This window comes from Nocardioides sp. GCM10030259, from assembly GCF_042666375.1.
In the GTDB taxonomy this organism is placed as follows: domain Bacteria; phylum Actinomycetota; class Actinomycetes; order Propionibacteriales; family Nocardioidaceae; genus Nocardioides.
Genome location: NZ_JBHTDF010000018.1, coordinates 330585 through 346672 on the forward strand (window position 1 = coordinate 330585; position 16088 = coordinate 346672).

The 16088-nt window shown below is 68.4% G+C and carries 12 protein-coding genes; 4 read left to right on the forward strand and 8 right to left on the reverse strand.

Annotation, left to right across the window (positions count from 1 at the left end; translation table 11 throughout):
• Positions 1-51 precede the first annotated feature (51 nt).
• From ACFQQI_RS14705 to ACFQQI_RS14720, 4 genes are all read right to left on the reverse strand, one after another.
• The gene (locus ACFQQI_RS14705) at positions 52-2034 is read right to left on the reverse strand and encodes a GTP-binding protein (RefSeq protein WP_378564634.1); all 1983 of its coding nucleotides are present in this window, start codon (positions 2032-2034) and stop codon (positions 52-54) included.
• Positions 2035-2167: 133 nt separating this feature from the next.
• Positions 2168-2758 carry a VOC family protein gene (locus ACFQQI_RS14710; protein ID WP_378564637.1) on the reverse strand — a complete coding sequence of 197 codons (591 nt, stop codon included), beginning with the start codon at positions 2756-2758 and terminating at the stop codon, positions 2168-2170.
• A 24-nt stretch (positions 2759-2782) separates the two neighbouring features.
• Positions 2783-4135 (reverse strand): FAD-binding oxidoreductase, encoded by a 1353-nt coding sequence (locus ACFQQI_RS14715; RefSeq protein ID WP_378564639.1) that lies wholly within the window; start codon positions 4133-4135, stop codon positions 2783-2785.
• A 9-nt stretch (positions 4136-4144) separates the two neighbouring features.
• Positions 4145-4717 (reverse strand): dihydrofolate reductase family protein, encoded by a 573-nt coding sequence (locus ACFQQI_RS14720; RefSeq protein WP_378564642.1) that lies wholly within the window; start codon positions 4715-4717, stop codon positions 4145-4147.
• Positions 4718-4855: 138 nt separating this feature from the next.
• Here ACFQQI_RS14720 and ACFQQI_RS14725 point away from each other — a divergent pair, with 138 nt between their 5' ends.
• The 4 genes from ACFQQI_RS14725 to ACFQQI_RS14740 all read left to right on the forward strand — a co-directional run bounded on the left by ACFQQI_RS14725 (position 4856) and on the right by ACFQQI_RS14740 (position 8714).
• Positions 4856-6181 (forward strand): glycosyltransferase, encoded by a 1326-nt coding sequence (locus tag ACFQQI_RS14725; RefSeq protein ID WP_378564645.1) that lies wholly within the window; start codon positions 4856-4858, stop codon positions 6179-6181.
• Positions 6178-6687 carry a hypothetical protein gene (locus tag ACFQQI_RS14730; RefSeq protein ID WP_378564648.1) on the forward strand — a complete coding sequence of 170 codons (510 nt, stop codon included), beginning with the start codon at positions 6178-6180 and terminating at the stop codon, positions 6685-6687. The genes ACFQQI_RS14725 and ACFQQI_RS14730 overlap by 4 nt, the downstream gene beginning before the upstream one ends.
• On the forward strand, positions 6684-7646 hold the full coding sequence (locus ACFQQI_RS14735; protein WP_378564651.1) for a pyridoxamine 5'-phosphate oxidase family protein: 963 nt from the start codon (positions 6684-6686) through the stop codon (positions 7644-7646). The genes ACFQQI_RS14730 and ACFQQI_RS14735 overlap by 4 nt, the downstream gene beginning before the upstream one ends.
• Positions 7647-7751: 105 nt before the next feature.
• Positions 7752-8714: an RNA polymerase subunit sigma-70 gene (locus ACFQQI_RS14740; protein ID WP_378564654.1), complete on the forward strand. Its 963-nt coding sequence runs from the start codon at positions 7752-7754 to the stop codon at positions 8712-8714.
• A 190-nt stretch (positions 8715-8904) separates the two neighbouring features.
• Here the strand turns inward: ACFQQI_RS14740 and ACFQQI_RS14745 are convergent, their stop codons facing one another.
• The 4 genes from ACFQQI_RS14745 to ACFQQI_RS14760 are packed head-to-tail and all read right to left on the reverse strand — an operon-like array spanning position 8905 to position 15729.
• Positions 8905-10077: a Wadjet anti-phage system protein JetD domain-containing protein gene (locus ACFQQI_RS14745; RefSeq protein WP_378564657.1), complete on the reverse strand. Its 1173-nt coding sequence runs from the start codon at positions 10075-10077 to the stop codon at positions 8905-8907.
• Positions 10074-13460, reverse strand: coding sequence for an ATP-binding protein (locus tag ACFQQI_RS14750; RefSeq protein ID WP_378564660.1), 3387 nt, complete (start codon positions 13458-13460; stop codon positions 10074-10076). The genes ACFQQI_RS14745 and ACFQQI_RS14750 overlap by 4 nt, the downstream gene beginning before the upstream one ends.
• The gene (locus ACFQQI_RS14755) at positions 13457-14254 is read right to left on the reverse strand and encodes a DUF4194 domain-containing protein (protein ID WP_378564663.1); all 798 of its coding nucleotides are present in this window, start codon (positions 14252-14254) and stop codon (positions 13457-13459) included. The genes ACFQQI_RS14750 and ACFQQI_RS14755 overlap by 4 nt, the downstream gene beginning before the upstream one ends.
• On the reverse strand, positions 14251-15729 hold the full coding sequence (locus tag ACFQQI_RS14760; RefSeq protein ID WP_378564666.1) for a DUF3375 family protein: 1479 nt from the start codon (positions 15727-15729) through the stop codon (positions 14251-14253). The genes ACFQQI_RS14755 and ACFQQI_RS14760 overlap by 4 nt, the downstream gene beginning before the upstream one ends.
• Positions 15730-16088: the final 359 nt, after the last annotated feature.

The following is a 16088-nucleotide window of genomic DNA, read 5'->3' on the forward strand; positions in this document are numbered from 1 at the left end:
CCGGGCGAGAACCGCCGTCGCCTTCCCGAGAGTCGGGTAGGCGTCCCCATCTCAGCGCGGGACGTCGCGGAACCACTCGACCCGGTCCATCGCGTCGGGATGCGACCTGGCGTGCTCCGGTACGACGTCCCCGGGCGGCACGGGAGCATGGTGCGAGAGCTCGCCGACGAGCACGCCCTCGCCGCCGGTGAGGTCGGGGAGCCGGCGGGCGAGCTCCGGCACCTGCGCGCTCGGCAGGTGCGCGACCAGCCGGGTGTAGCCGCCGTCGGGGACGGTGTCCAGGATCGTCGCGCCGAGACGGCCGACGACGTCGGTCAGCACGCCGAGCGAGTCCGTGGGCAGGTCGAGGGTGATCTCCTCGATCGGCCGGCACACGACGGTGCCCGCGCGGGCCAGGGCGGCCATCACGACGACGGCGGCCAGATGACGGAAGTCCGCGCCCACACTGGAGATCGCCTTGTTGAAACCCTGGTGGGGGCGGCTCTGACGGGGCGCGTACCACGAGGCCGTCATCGTCACCCGGCAGTCGGTGACCTGCCAGCCGTGCAGGCCCTGGCGCAGGGTGCGGCGTACTCCCTCCTCGGTGGCGGCGATGAACGCCGGCGGCAGCCGACCCGGCTCGATGCCGGCGGTCCACCCGATGCCGTGCCCGTCGGGGGCGGGCTCGACCCGCAGCCCGATGGAGGCGAGGTACGGGTTGTCGGCCACGCCCACCCGCTCCACCGCCTCGCCGGTGCCGAGGACTCGTTCGATGCAGACCGTGGAGGTCGCCAGGAACCGGGCGCGTACCCCGAACCGGTCCTCCAGCAGGGCCGCGATCACCTCCTTCTGCACGTCGCCGTGCAGGCTGACGGCCGCCTCGCGGTCGGTCTCGTCGATGCGGAGCCCGATCAGCGGGTCCTCGTCGGCCAGCTCGGCCAGACCGGCGAAGAGCGCGCCGCGCTGGGTCGGGTCGACCGGCTCGACCAGTGCCTGCAGCGTGGCCGGCGGGAACCGCGGGGTCGTCCGCGCCGGTGGGACACCGATGACGTCGCCTATCCGGGCCCGGCCCAGTCCGCGAACCACCGAGATGTCCCCGGCCCCGGCCACGCCGGCCACCTGTCCGTCGGGCGTGCTGACCTCGATCCCGGTCACCCGCTCGGGCCGGCCTCCGGCGACGCCGATCCGGTCCCGCAGGCGCAGCTCTCCCGACCACAGCCGCAGCCAGGTACGCCGTCCCCGGTCGTCGCGGTCGACGGCGAACACCGTCGCGCCGAGCTCACCCGCACCCGTGGGACCGGGGTGCGGAAGGAGCTGCGCGAGGGCCCGGCGGAGCGGCTCGAGCCCGGCGCCGGTGATCGCCGACCCGGCAAGGACGGGCGCCAGCGACCCGTCGCCGACACCCGCGCGCAGCGCCGTGAGCACCTGCCCCTCCTCGAGCCCGCCGCCGGCCCAGCGGTCCAGGACGTCGTCGTCGACCTCGGCCACCGCCTCCACCACCGCGGGCGAGCACAGCGGCAGGCGGCGTACCACCGCCTCGGCGGTGCCGGCACCCTCGACGGCGGTCAGCACGACGACGTGCGGCGCGAGCCGGCGGCGTACCTGGTCGACGACGCGGGCGACGTCGGCGCCGGAGCGGTCGACCTTGTTGACGAAGATCAGCGTCGGTACGCCGATGCGGCGCAGCGCCCGCCAGATCAGCACGCTCTGCGGCTGGACGCCCTCGACCGCGGAGAGCACGAGCACGGCGGCGTCGAGGACGCCCAGCGAGCGCTCGACCTCGGCGATGAAGTCGGGGTGGCCGGGGGTGTCGACGACGTTGACGCCGATCGCGCCCGCCCCGTCACTGCCGGGCAGGGCGAAGGAGGTGACCGCCGCGCGGATCGTGATCCCGCGCCGACGCTCCAGGGCGAGCGAGTCGGTGCTGGTGGTGCCGGAGTCGACGCTGCCAAGCTCGGCGATGGCGCCGGCCTCGAAGAGCAGGCGCTCGGTCAGGCTGGTCTTGCCGGCATCGACGTGCGCGACGATGCCCAGGTTGAGAGGGGTCGATGACAAGAGGCTTCTCCACGAACGAGACGAACAGGGGTCCGGAGCGTGGAAGCTGCTCGCATCGGTCGTGTCCTCTCGTCGTGGATGGCGTCACCTGACCCGGTCAGCGTGGCACCGCCGGGGCCCGGTGGCGAACGAATTAGGAGCGACGTGCCGGCAGCAGGCAGAACTCGTTGCCCGACGGGTCCCTGAAGTGCCGCCAGGGCAGGTCACCCCAGCCGAAGTCGACCTCGCGCCCGCCGCGCCGGGCGACCTCGCTCGCGATCTCGTCCGGGTCGTCACCCGGCTCGAGCCGGATGTCGAGGTGGATCCGGTTCTTGCCCGATCCCTTCGGCTCCGCCTCGGCCCGCAGCCGGAGGACGGGGCCGCGCTGCGACCGGTGGCGGAGCGAGGCCGATCCCGCGACCGGCTCCCAGCCGCTGAGCCACGACCAGAAGTCGAGCTCGCGGTCGGGGTCGGCCACCTCGAGCGAGATCTCCGCGAGCGGGCCGGTGCCGTCGTACGCCTGCCCGGCGCCCTCCCGGAGCTCGAGACTCAGGCGCTGCGGACCGGTCGGCTCCTCCTCCACCTTCTGGAAGCAGAGGTCGAGCACCGGTCCGTCCGGCACGGCCAGCCGGGTCTCGTACCCCGCGGGCTCGTCGGTCAGCTGCTCGGTGCCGAGAGCGTTCTCCCAGTAGCGGCCGAGCCCCTGCGGATCCGTGGCGTCGAAGACGATGTTCTCGAAGTACACGCTCGGCAGCGTAGAGGGCCGGAGCTAGTAGCCGCGCCCGGGATTGAGGATCCCCGTGGGATCGAGCACGCCCTTGATCCGGTGCATCACGTCGCGCTCCACCCGACCGACCTGGCGTTCCACGTAGTCGATCTTCAGGCTGCCGACGCCGTGCTCACCGGTGATGGTGCCGCCCATGGCCAGGGCGGCGGCGAGGATCTCCTCGAAGGCCGCCTGCGCCGCGGCGCGCTCGGAACGGTCGGCGGCGTCGAAGATGACCGTCGGGTGGAGGTTGCCGTCGGCCGCGTGGCCGAAGGTGCCGATCGTGACCCCACGACGCCCGGCGATCTCCTCGATGCGGGCGAGCAGGTCCGGCAGCTGGTGGACGCGTACGCCGACGTCGTCGAGCAGCGTCGCACCGAGACGTTCCAGCGCCGGCAGCGCCGCGCGCCGCGCCTCCATCAGCGCGAACCCCTCCTCGGGGTCGTCGGTGTGGAAGGCCTCCGCGCCGAGCTCCGTCGCCACCTGCGCGCACCGCGTCGCCTGGAGCCGGGCGTCGGCGCCGTCGAACTGGGCGAGGATGAGCGCGCCGGCGTCCTCGTCCAGGCCCATGCGCGTCATCGCGTTGACCGCCTTGACCGTGGTGCGGTCCATCAGCTCGGTCGCGGCCGCATCGCCCTCCTTGCTCAGCGCCAGCACCATGTCGACGGCCGCCCGCACGGTCGGGAACGTCGCGGCCACGGTCGCCAGGCCCGTCGGCCGCGGCCGCAGCCGGACCGTGGCCTCGACGATGACGCCGAGCGTGCCCTCCGAGCCGACGAGCAGGTGGGTGAGGTCCAGGCCCGTGACGTTCTTGCGGGTCGCCGACCCGGTGCGGATCACCTCACCGGTGCCCAGGACGGCGGTCAGCGCGAGGACGTGGTCCCTGGTGACGCCGTACTTCGCGCAGCACATGCCGCCGGCGTTCGTGGCGAGGTTGCCGCCGATGGTGGAGATCGCGCGGCTGCCGGGGTCGGGTACGTACCAGAGCCCGCGCTCGGCGGCCGCCCGGTCGAGGTCGGCGTTGATCACGCCCGGCTCCACGCGTGCGAGCCGCGACTCCTCGTCGATCTCGAGGATCCGGTCCATGCCGTCGAGGGTGAGGACCACGCACTCGTCGATCGCGTTGGCGGCGCCGGCCAGCCCGGTGCCGGCGCCGCGGACGACCAGCGGGACCGCGAACTCACGGCACAGGTCGACGACCGCGGACACGTCGTCTACGCCGCGGGCCTTCACCACGGCCACCGGCGTGCCCGCTTCCGCCAGCAGGCACTGGTCGCGTCGGTAGGCCTCCATCGCGGCCGGTTCGACGATCGCCGCGGGCCGGACCGATCCGAGGCGCTCCAGGAAGTCGTCCATCCCGCAGTTCTACAGGGCCTGCCGCGCGACCCGGTGGCGAAGTGCGACGACGCCCGAGGTGAAGGTGCGGCTCTCCACGAGCTCGAGGTCCACCGGCCGCTCGAGGCGGGCGAAGTACGGCGTACCGCCGCCGACCAACACCGGGTAGACCCAGGTGCGGTACTCGTCGATCAGGTCCTCCGCCGCCGCCGCGGCCGCGAGGGTCGCGCCGCCGACCGCGATGTCGCCCGCCCCCGGCTCGGCCCGCAGCCGCTCGATCTCCTCCGCCACGCCCCCGGAGGCCAGGCGGGCGTTGCCCTCCACGGCCGTCAAGGTGCGGGAGAACACCACCTTGGGGAGCGGCTTCCAGAGGGCGGTCCACTCACGCTCCGCCTCGCCGAGGGTGGGGTCCTGCTCGGCGGTCTCCCAGTACAGCATCGTCTCGTAGAGCCGCCGGCCGAGCAGGTGCACGCCGACCTCCCGGACCTCCTCGATGTGGGCGCGGAAGACCTCCGCGTCGGGCGCCGACCACGCGAAGCCGCCGTCCGGCCCGACGATGAATCCGTCGAGCGAGAGGCTCATCGAGTAGGTCACCTTGCGCATGAGCGTGCCTCCTCGGCATCCGGGGTTCGACCAGTACGACCGCCGTACGCCGCCGAAGTCATCGCGGCCGTCCGGCGGGGATGACGCACCGCCCCGGCCGCACTAGTGTCGATGTCCTCTCGGGAGGAGGGGAGGCAGGTGCCGACGACCGCCAGCGAGTGGTTCATCCAGATCCTGATCTTCATCATCGTGGCCTACCCGATCGTCGGCGGCCTCGCCTTCCTGGTCTCGAGCTTCTACTACCACGTGTTCCTGGAGCAGCGGGACCGGCCGCGCTACCTCGAGCACGGGGAGCCGTTCGTCTCGATCTTCATCCCCGCGCACAACGAGGAAGCGTCGATCGCGAGCACGGTCCACTACCTCGAGACGATGCTGAACTACCCCGCGGACCGGTTCGAGATCATCGTCATCGACGACGCCTCCACCGACGCGACGCCGCAGATCCTCGAGGAGCTCCAGCAGCAGTACGCCGACCTGCGGGTCATCACGATCGTCAAGAACCGCGGCAAGGCCCACGCCTTCAACGTCGCGCTCGGGTTCGCCCGGGGCGACTTCGTGCTCTCCAACGACGCCGACACCAAGCCGAACCCCGATGCCCTCTGGCAGTACCTGCACTACTTCGAGCGCGCGGGCGGCCAGAACGTCGGCGCGGTGACCGGCAACATGCTGGCCGCCAACCGCACCACGATCACCGCGCTGGCCCAGCAGAACGAGCTCAACTCGATCATCGGCCTCATCAAGCGCTCGCAGATGTCGTACGGCGCGCTCTTCGCGTTCTCCGGCGCCAACACCATGTACCGGAAGCAGGCCGTCCTCGACGTCGGCGGCTGGCACGCGGAGCAGCCGACCGAGGACATCGCCAACGCCTGGGACATGCAGACCAACGGCTGGCGCGCGCTCTTCGCGCCGCGCATCCGCTTCTTCCTCGACGTCCCGGAGCAGACCAGGTCGCTGGTCAAGCAGCGCAAGCGCTGGTCGTCGGGCGGGATCTACGTCCTGCTGACCAAGGGCCCGAAGCTGGCACGCCACCCGCTCCGCAACTTCCAGATGATGCCGGTGATCGCCGACTACAGCCTGAGCATCATCTGGAGCGTCCTCTACTGGATCAGCATGGCGCTGTTCCTCCTGAGCCAGCTCTGGTTCGCCGTGGCGCAGAACTGGGAGAGGTTCCAGCACAACTGGTACATGGTCGGCATCTTCGTGGGCATCGAGATGGTGATCGGGGTGGTCCAGCTCACCGTCGCGTCGTACTACAACGACCGCGGCAGGACGCTGAAGTACGTCCTCTTCGCGCCCTGGTACATGCTCGTCTACTGGATGGTGAACACCTACACGGTCGTCGTGGAGTTCATCCCGACGGTGCGCAAGGTCTGGTCGCAGCGCGACGGCGGCACCTGGAAGTCGCCCGAGCGATCGAGCAGCCTGCAGGGCGTCAACGAGACCCAGGGACAGGGGCCGTCATGACCGACAAGCCGGCGTACGCCGTCCACCACGTCGACGAGAAGGACGTCACCGTCGACTGGTTCTTCGGCCGGGGTCACGTCGCCACCACGGTGGTCCAGGCCCTGCTGGTCCTGGTCGGCTGGTTCTTCGCGATCCTGCCCCTCGTCATCCTGACCTCCGCCCTCCTCCACCGCGACGACCCCGACGGATGGTGGAACTACGAGGAGGGCTTCGTCATGTTCGACCGGACCATGATCTTCCTCGGGATCCTGCTGGTGGGGTTCGTCGTCGGGTTCCTGGTGCTGTTCCTGGTCAACCGGCGTGTCTCGCGGCGGCGCGAGCGGGAGAAGTCGTACGACGAGGAGCGCCTCGCGCTCCGCCTGGGACTCGCGGCCGACCTCTACGCGAGCAAGTACGGCGCGGAGCAGCTGCGGCTCGAGAAGCGCAGCATCCGGATCGAGCCCTACAGCGACTTCGAGACCTTCGAGCTGCGGGACACCTATCGCCTCTACGGAGTGGACCGATGACGCTGTCGGCTACCGACCTGGAGCTCCTCGAGCTGATGAAGCAACGGGAGTTCTCCCTCAAGAAGAGGGTGCGCGCCGCCCACGCCATCTCCCACGAGCTCAGTCGCTTCCGCCGCGTCTTCCGGGTCTCCACCGCGCTCGTCGCCGGGGCGCTGCTGACCTGCTTCATCGTCTCCACGAGCACCACGTTCGACCGGAGCGACATCGAGAACCACGCGATCGTCACCTTCGTGTTCAGCACGCTCTTCGGGTGGCTGCTCGCGGCGGGCTGGTTGCTCACCCCGCGCGGCCAGCGGATCGTCGACTGGCAGGAGACCCGGCTCCACGAGAAGTACAGCGGCGACCTGCACGCCGGTCGGCGGTGGCAGCAGTTCTTCTACCGGGGTGAGGAGATCTCGGCGTACGTCGGCCAGATCCTCTACCTCATCGAGAGCGAGGGGCGCTTCGACTCGATCGACGAGGCGCTGGCGTTCGCCAGGGCGAACAGCCGCGAGCCCACCCCGTTCCGGCAGCGGGCACTGGAGCAGTTCGACTCCGTCGCCGCCGGCACCACCCTGATCGTCGTCTCCACCATCGACGCCGCCGGCCAGCCCTCGAGCCGGCTGATGCGCTTCGTGAAGTCCGAACGTCGCGGAGTCTGGTACTTCACCACGGCCCCGGAGACGCCGAAGGTCTCCGAGCTCGACCAGGGGCGGCTGGCGCTGGTCACCTCACCGACCGACAGCGGTGCCACGATCAGCTCCAACAACGTCCGGGTCCGCAGGGCCGACGTGACGTTCCCCGAGATCGCCGACCTGTACCGCGCCCAGGCTCCCCACTACCTCGAGGGCATGACCGACGACGACCAACGGCAGGAGCTGGTCTACGAGCTGACCTTCGAGTCGGCGAAGGTCTCGGACTGGGTCGACCAGCAGCTGGTCGTCTTCGACGATGACCGAGCGTCACGCGCGGAGGCCTGACCCTCGAGGGCTCAGCGCCCTCGGGCACGCGGCCGCGGTGATGAGTTGTCGCGCCCGCGACCGTCACACCTTCGACGGGACACGTGCCGACGGAAGGATCACGCGATGAGCACGAGCATGCGGCCGACGGACCTCGACGAGCCGGAGTTCTCCGGACTGGCGGAGCGGCACCGGCGGGAGCTGCACGTGCACTGCTACCGGATGCTCGGGTCGTTCCAGGACGCCGAGGACACCGTCCAGGAGACGTTCCTCCGCGCCTGGCGACGGCGGGAGACCTTCGAGGGGCGGTCGACCGTGCGGGCGTGGCTGTACCGGATCGCCACCAACGCCTGCCTGGACCTGCTCGCCAAGCGGCGTCCCGGGCCTGCGACCGGCGGGGAGGTGCTGTGGCTGCAGCCCTACCCCGACCGACTGCTCGACGAGCTGCCCGCCGACGACGCGAACCAGCCGGAGACCGTCGCCGTCGCGCGCGAGACGATCGAGCTGGCGTACGTCGTCGCCGTCCAGCACCTCGCGCCACGCCAGCGGGCGGTGCTGATCCTGCGGGACGTGCTCGGCTGGCCCGCGAAGGACGTCGCTGACCTCCTCGGGGACTCCGTCAACTCCGTCAACAGCGCGCTGCAGCGCGCCCGCGCCGGCATGCGCGAGCACCTGCCCGCCGAGCGACAGGACTGGACCGACGGCGAGGACCCCGGGACCCGCGACCTGGTGCGGCGGTACGCCGACGCCAGCGTGGCCACCGACATCGACCGGCTCGCCGCCATGCTGCGCGACGACGTCCGCTCCTCGATGCCGCCCACCCCCGGCCTGCACGTCGGGCGCGACGCCGTGGTGCGCGACTGGAGGGACTCCGGCTTCGAGGGCATGCAGGGCCTGCGCGCCGTACCCACCTCCGTGAACCGGCAGCCAGCCGTCGCCTTCTACGAGTGGCGGGAGCCCGAGGGCGCCTACCTTCCGCTCACGATCGACGTCCTCCGCGTCACCGGCGGGGCGATCACCGAGATCTTCACGTTCGACGACGAGCAGTTCCCCCGGCTCGAGCTGCCGGAGCGCCTGCCGGCGGACTGACGGTCGGCCGCTGTCGAGATGCAGGGAAGATGGACGAACGCGCCGCGAGAAACTTGGGCGAAGGGCCCGTGACTAGGCGTCGTCGTCAAAGTGCAGCACTCCTGCCTTCGCGCGTTGCTGCGGTGCCTCCCTCCCGTCTGATGCCAGGTACGCCGCCACAGCCTGATTTCTCGCCTGAGCGCCGGTGCTGTCAGGACGCGGCTGTTCGGTTGGTGCGCGAGACGGCTTCGAGGGCGACGCCGAGTGGGATGCGCTCTTGTTCTATACGGCGGTGGCCGGGGTGGTCGGAGTCGAGCAGCCTGAGGTAGACCTCGCGTTCAGCGTCGGTGAGGTGCGACAGCGGCTTGGGGTCGCCGGGCCTAAGGGCCGCGTTGTTCTTATCGGTGTTGGTGCCGTAGGACTCGTAGGTCTCGTAGGTGACGAAGTCCATGAGGATGGATGTGACGGGGAGCCCGTCCGCTCGGTAGCCGTTGAGGATTTCGTAGCCGTGGGTGTCGATGTCGCCCCAGTAGTAGAGCCAGGGTGTGCCGGTGAGCCAGGTGAAGTTGGCGGCTGTCTTGCCGCCGAAGCCGTCGCCCTCGACGGCGATGCCGCCGGGGATGGGCGGGAAGTGGATGGCAGTGTCCTTGTTCTCAGAGATGACGACGACCTGCGGCTCGTAGGCCGGGATGAAGGCGTCGCCGACGGTGGCGGAGTCGTGGAGTCGTGCGCCGCTGGCCCGGTAGCCGGGGTCGAGGTAGGTGAAGTGGATGCGGGGCGGGTGCCCTGGCAGGAGACCGAGGTCGTCGAGGCCGGTGAGGGCTTGAACCCCTGCTTTGTGCCCTTGGAGCCACTTGGCGTGGACGCCGGGTAGTGGCACTTGGCGGGGTGTGACTCCGAGGACGGCGCGAGCGGGGTCTTCGAGGTACCAGTCAGCGACGGCCCTGAGCAGGTCGAAGTCGATGGCCTTGTACTTGTCGATGAGCCGCAGTGTGCGTGCGGAGTCGGTGGCGTGGGGGTATTGCTCCCTGAGCACGCTGAGCCGGTGCCGAGCGCGCGCAAGTCGCTCGGGCCACTCCCCCGCGACAATGGCGGCGGCCTGGTCGATGGTGCTGACGGTGACGTGCGTGGGGACTGTCTGGCGGGTGCCGCCCTTGGCGATGCGGGTTTCGTAGGTAAGTGTCACGCCGTGCGTCTTGGCCCAGTCTTGCCATTCGACGGTGCGGGCGTAGAACGCTGCGTAGTCACCTTTGAGGTCGGTGGCTGTGGGCCGTCCGAGAGGGAGGGCGTGCGGGAACGCTTTCTGGGTGCCGACGATGTGGGTGTGCCAGTTGTTGGTGAGCCGCCGGGTGATGTCGGCGGTGACCTGGGCTGGGGTCTTCATGCCAGGTGGCTGTCGCCGTCGGGGAGGTCAGTGACGTAGGAATAGCCGCGTTCGTTCTTGGTGACAGTGAGGATGAGGTCCATGTGGGGTTCGAGGGCGGTGACCTTGTCGAGGGGTGCGCCGATGATGAGTTGGAACCCGAGGTCCTGCCAAGCCTTGACGGCACGGCCCGCGAACTCACTGTCGGACTTCACGAACCCTTCGTCCAGGAACACGGGCGCAAACCTGGGGCGGGAACGCGATTCATCGCCCAGCTGGTAGCGCAGCGCGGACCCGACGATGAAGGCGACGAGTTCTTGGGTTTCACCGCCGGACTTCCCGCCGAGGGAGTCGTAGGTGGCGATCTCACGGCCGTTGCTGTCGAGGCACGCAGCGGTGATGACGACGTGTTGCCGTACGTCGAGGTAGCGGTCGCGTTGTGACGTTGAGGTCTTGGTGTGGCCTTCAGGGATGCGGATGAGGGCCATGAAGTCGCGGAGATTCTTGAACCGGGTCTCGACTTGGCTGTCAGTGAGTTCGACGGCGAGCCCGGAGGACAGCTCGCGGAGTTTGCGACGGAACTTGCTGAGGTCGTCGCTTTGGAGGCGGCGGAGGTTGATCTGGAGGATACCTTTGCCGCCGAACGGGAGGCCGCGGAGGATGGCGTTGACGGGGTTGAGGCGCTGTTCGATGTCTTCGATGGCGGTGTCGAACGCGTCGTTGAGTTTCAGGAGGTCGTCGCTGGACCACGCGGCGAGTTCTCGCCGCCACTTGTTGCGCCGCTCGTGGAGGCCTTCGGACTGGATACGGTCGAGGATCTCGCGGTAGCCATCAGCGGACTCCACGGTGATGCCGAGGTTGTGTTCCACCCAGCGGGCCTTGTACGCCTCGAACATTGCCTCCATGGCGCTGGTGGCGCTGCGGATATTCCGTTGCGCCTTGTCCGCTTCCTCCCGCAGGCGCTTCCGCATGGAGCGCATGTTGGAGTCGAACCCCGTGAGGCTGGTGGCATCCCAGTTGTTCTTGAACAGGGTGTCCAGGTACTCCTGCTGGTGGTCGGTGACGGTGGCTGTCTGGTTGTCGTCGACGTTGTCGATGGCGTTCTGAACGGTGTCCTGGTCGGTCACCAGCTCTCCGTGCTGCTTCTCCAACTTCTCCAGGTGGTCGCTTGCGAGAACCCGCACGCGTGTGGCTTCGGCGAGGAGCGGCTTGATGCGGTCTTCTTCGCCTTGGAGTGCGTCGAGGATCTCGTTGGCGTCCCGGAGCCGCTGGATCTCGCCTTCGAGTTCGAGGACCCGCTGGTCGAGGCCGAGGTAGTCGATGTCCGTCCAGGTGGTGTCCTGGACGTACACGTGTGCGGAGTACTGCTCGCGGAGACTGTTGAGCCGTTCCCCCATGCCGGTGATGCGCTCACGGACCTTCTTGATCTGCGGGTCGAGTTCGGTGAGCAGTTCCTCGATGTCGGCGAGACGGCGTTCGTTGGAAAAGCCGATGATGTTGCCGTCGTTGGATTCGCCGTGGGCGCCTTTGTCGCCATCGCGGGTCTGCCCAGCAGGGGTGACGCGGGGTTCCCGACCAGCGAGGGCAGCAGCGTTCGGGACGCAGAGGTGGTCGATGCCATCGTCGCTGACGCGACCTTGGACCCACCGGGAGAACGGGGACTCCTTGAACGCGAGTTTCCCGGACACGTAGTCGGGGTTGCCTGCCCAGTCTTCGTGGTCGGCGAGGGTGACGGCTCGGAACTGGACGCGGGGCCGGATGGGGACACCGTCGATGGAGGCGGAGAGGTGGTCGCGTGTCCGCCGGTCGACCAGGATGACCCTGACGAGCCCACCGAGGGTGGTTTCGATGGCTTTGCGCCAGTGCTCTTCGTCGGGGAGGACGTCGATGAGTTCGGCCACGAACGGAAGGTCGCTCATCGGATCGAGCCCGGCGGCCTCAGCCATGCGGACGCGGGCACGGTGGAGGCGGTCCGGCACCATGCCGTTCCGACCGTCGAGGGACTTCTTCTCGTTCAGGAGGTCGGTTTGGCGGCTGGTGAGCGGTGACAACTCGTTGTCGCGGATTGTCTCTTCTTCGGCCTTCAACGCGGCTGCGCGAGCTTCGTACCCGGCGATGAACTCAGCGGCGGCGACCTGTGCTTCGGCGAACTGCTCGACGGTCTCGGGGACGACCAGGTTGATAGGTTCGGTGCGGTACTGGAACTTGAGGTTCGCTTCGTAGACGCCGTTGCGGCTGCCTTCGAAGGCCTTGATCTGCTGGAGCCTCTCGTCGATTGCCCGTCCGCCATTGGTGCGCTTCTCGTCAGCGATCTGCCGCAGGCGTTCCTCGTACCTGCCCTCGTCGGCCTTCGCTTCGGTGAACCGTGTGGCCGTCTCTGCGTGGTCGCGGCGGTTCTCTACGACAGCTGCATCCAGGAGGGCGCGTTCAGTGCGGAAGCGCCACAACTGGAACGGAGAGGGTCCGTCGAGGTCGGCGCCGAACTGGCGGATGAGGAGCGCTTCGGCTTCGGCATTGGCGAGGTCGTTCTGCAGGTCGGGCAGGCGGCGCAGCGCCTTCACCTTGTCTGCCTCGTCAACCATCTTGAGGTAGGAGGCTTCGATGTCAGCGAAGTGTTCGAGGGCGTTGTCAGCCGCCTGGTAGGTGGGCGGTTCTTCCAGAACCATGGACTTGTAGAGCCCGTCGACCCGCTTGACCTGCATTCCGGCCTGGACGCGGGCCAGGAGACGCATGGCCTTGCGGCCTCCGTTGCCGCCGCCGATGCCGAGGCGGGTGTGGAGGTTGTCTTCAAACTGCCAGAACGTGTCGAAGACGACCATGTCGGCGAAGTTGGCTTTGAGGGTGCGCTTGTCGAACCGTGTGGCCGCGAGCGGTTCGAGGCGGGAGAGGTCGAGGTAGCCCTCGGTGGCAGCGAACGTTGTGTTGACGTCACCGTTGACGGTGGCACCGGACTTCACGAAGTAGATGCGGAGGACGGTGTACTTGCGGCCGTTGTCGTTGACGAACGTCATTGCGAGCGCACCCCAGGTGGGGGCTCCGTCGATGCCGCGCAGCACCTGGTCGCGCAGTTCGTCGGATCCGTCGACACGGCTGGTGTCGGTCTTTCCGCGCAGGTAGGTGAGCAGGTTGCGCTGTTCAGCGGAACGGGCTCGGCCTCCCGCGTCGTTGGAGGCACCGTTGAACGCGGTGTCGGACGGCATCGTCAGCGCGATGTAGGCGTCCAGCATGGTCGACTTTCCGGTACCGGATGCGCCGGACAGCAAGGTCGAACCGGGTGAGTACCGGACCACGTGGTGTCCGTGGAAACCGCCCCAGTTGACCATCTGGAGCGCTTCGGCACGCCACTGGGAGTGCTCGGAGTTGGCCGCCGGGTTGGGGATGAGGGGCTGGTCGGCGATGGTCATGCGTTTTCCTCACCGTCAGCGTCGAAGTCGAGTTCACCCTCCAGGTCGGCGTGGGCGGCATGGCGGGCCTCGGGGGTGAGCGCGTCGGTGCCGTTCTGGGCCATCAGCCACGTCCACAGCACCCGCAGTTTCTCGACAGGCAGGAGCACTTCGATGATGGGCGAGATGCGGAACCGGTCCGGGTCTGCGGTCTTGAGGAGCACTCCGGCGCTGCACAGGCCCTCGATGGCCTTGGTGGCGCGTTTGTGGTCCATGGCGCGGTGGGTGGCGTGCTCGGGTCGCTGGTCGGCTACCTCGTCGAGCATCGTCTGCTTGTCGACGAATACGACGTTGTCGCCCTCTTGGCGTTGGGCGAAGAACCGCTGCCGCAGGAACATCATCACGATGGTCTCTTCTTTCGAGTGCGACATGTCGCGCAGCAGCGAAGGGAGCGGGTCGCCGGTCTCTGCGGTGGCCTGCCGCTTGAACGCGACCTGGTAGTCGCGGTCTACATAGAGTTCGAAGAACAGGTCGTTGAGGCGGCTCTTGATGAGGTCATGGTTCGCCATCAGCACGGCCCAGTGTTCGGGGTAGCGCTCGGCGGAGATGTAGCGGTGCTTGAGGAGGGCGTGGAGGCAGCGACGCTGCTCGGGGAACAGGGTGCTGGTGTCTTCCTCGAACATGGCGAGGGAGGTGGTGTCCTCGTCGTCCTCACTGTTCGCCAGCGGGTCGTCGTCCGCGAACGGGTCAGTGACGTAGGTCAGGCCCTCGTCGTCGGCGACGGTGTTGTCGTCGCCTGCCCAAGCGTCGCTCATGACTCTTCTCCGTCCGAGTTCGCGGGTTGTGCCATCGTGACCGTGGGCATCAGGAACCGGCGTGTGCTTCCGTCTGGTCGCACCGCTGACACCAGTTCCCGAGCGGCGGCGTCCACGCTTGCGTCCATCCCTGCCAGCAGGTGCATGAGCCCGAGAATCTCCACGGGGCGACGTAGATCGTCGGGCAGTGTGTTGAACAGGGCTGCTGCGGACTCAAGGTCGCCAGTGGCAAGCCTGGCTTCGAGTTCACGGCGTAGTTCGGCGAGCGACGGGCCGCCCTGCTTGCGGATGTCGTCGAGTGACATCGCTGCCGGGGCTTCCGCTGACACGTCCTCCAGCGGTTCGGGAGCGCTTTCGCTGTCGGGGTCGAAGGTTCTGAATCGCAGCGCGGCCATGTCGAGGCCGGGTGGAATCAACTCGACCTCGACGTGGCTGCGGACTCGGGCGGACTGCATCCACATCCGCATCTCGCGGTCGATGCCGCGCAACACCATGTCGAGCTCGCGGTTCTTGATGTGGTCGTAGTTCTCGATGTGTTCGCGCAGCGTCGCGGACAACCGCTGGCGTTGGCTCAACACGTCCGAGATGCCCCGGCGGATCACATCGACTGTCGTCTTCAACTGCCGGTGCTCATCAGGCAGGAGGGTTCCTGCCCACGGGTGGGCGAGGATCGTGTCGAGGTCGGTGCGGAGTCGGGTCAGCCAGTCGCGGTTTCGGAGAAGTTCGAGTGCTCCGGCGAACGCTCGGCCCTCGGGGGTGGCTGTCAGCAGGTTGGCCGACTGGTTCAGGTAGTCATCCACCACCTCGCCGACGGGCCGTTCCTCTTCGCGGAACCGTTTGGTGATGACCTTGTGCATGCCCCTTACGGCTTCCTCGACGCGGCGGAAGTCCGAAGGGAGGCCATCGAGTTCGCGGAGCACGTTGGCGAACTGCTCGGTCAGTTCCGCTTCCGACGCCTCGGGCATCTCCCCGCCCTCGGCGAGCCGGTCACGCTCAGCGGTCAGCGCCGCGATCTCCTCCGTGAGCCGCCTGATCCGTTCCTCTCGGTCCGGGTTCGCTGCCAAGGCAGCTTGGGAGACGACGTGTCGCATCGTGGCGATGCGGGACAGCGAGACGTTTAATTGGGTGCGGGTCGCGCGGGTGACGTAGTCGAGCGCCTGCTTGGCGTCGCCGGTCAACTGGTAGGTCTCTTGGCCATCGCCAGGGTCGCGGTACAGCCACCGTTCGCGCACCCACTGCATCCCGAGCGACTTGCCGTTCCCTGTGGGCACTGTGTACCCGGCTGCCCGCAACTCGTCGAGCCTGGCGTCCACCACGGTGTGGAACCGTTCGACCGCGATGGGTTGGCCGTCCTCGGGGAACGAGGCCGCGAAGATGGGCATGGCAACACCGGCCGACTTGCGGTCCAGCAACTTCAAGGTGGGCGTGTTCAACGCCGCCTCGATGCGAGCGACCTCGCCCTCGATGTCGCCCATCGCACCTCCCCGCGCTGCCCGCACGTCCCGTTGCCGCCGTCGGCTGGCCTTGGCTTCGGAGACTAGATGGCAGGTCCGACAGATGTATTACGAACGGAGAGTTCGGTCCGATGGCGCTGTGGCAACGCGACCGAGATGGCCACCCGATCGTGCCCGGCGAGCTGGTCGGCCACGCCGGCGCCGAGTCGCAATACACGTCGATCACCTCACCGAGCACCTCGCCGAGGAAGGCGCACGATCGTCGATCAGACCCGTGGCCGACGCGTGCGACAACGCGCTCATGGGATGCGAAATCGGGCTCTACAAAACTGAATCGCCCCGGGTCTGATTGTGGCTTTCAATCCATGGTGGACGGGAGT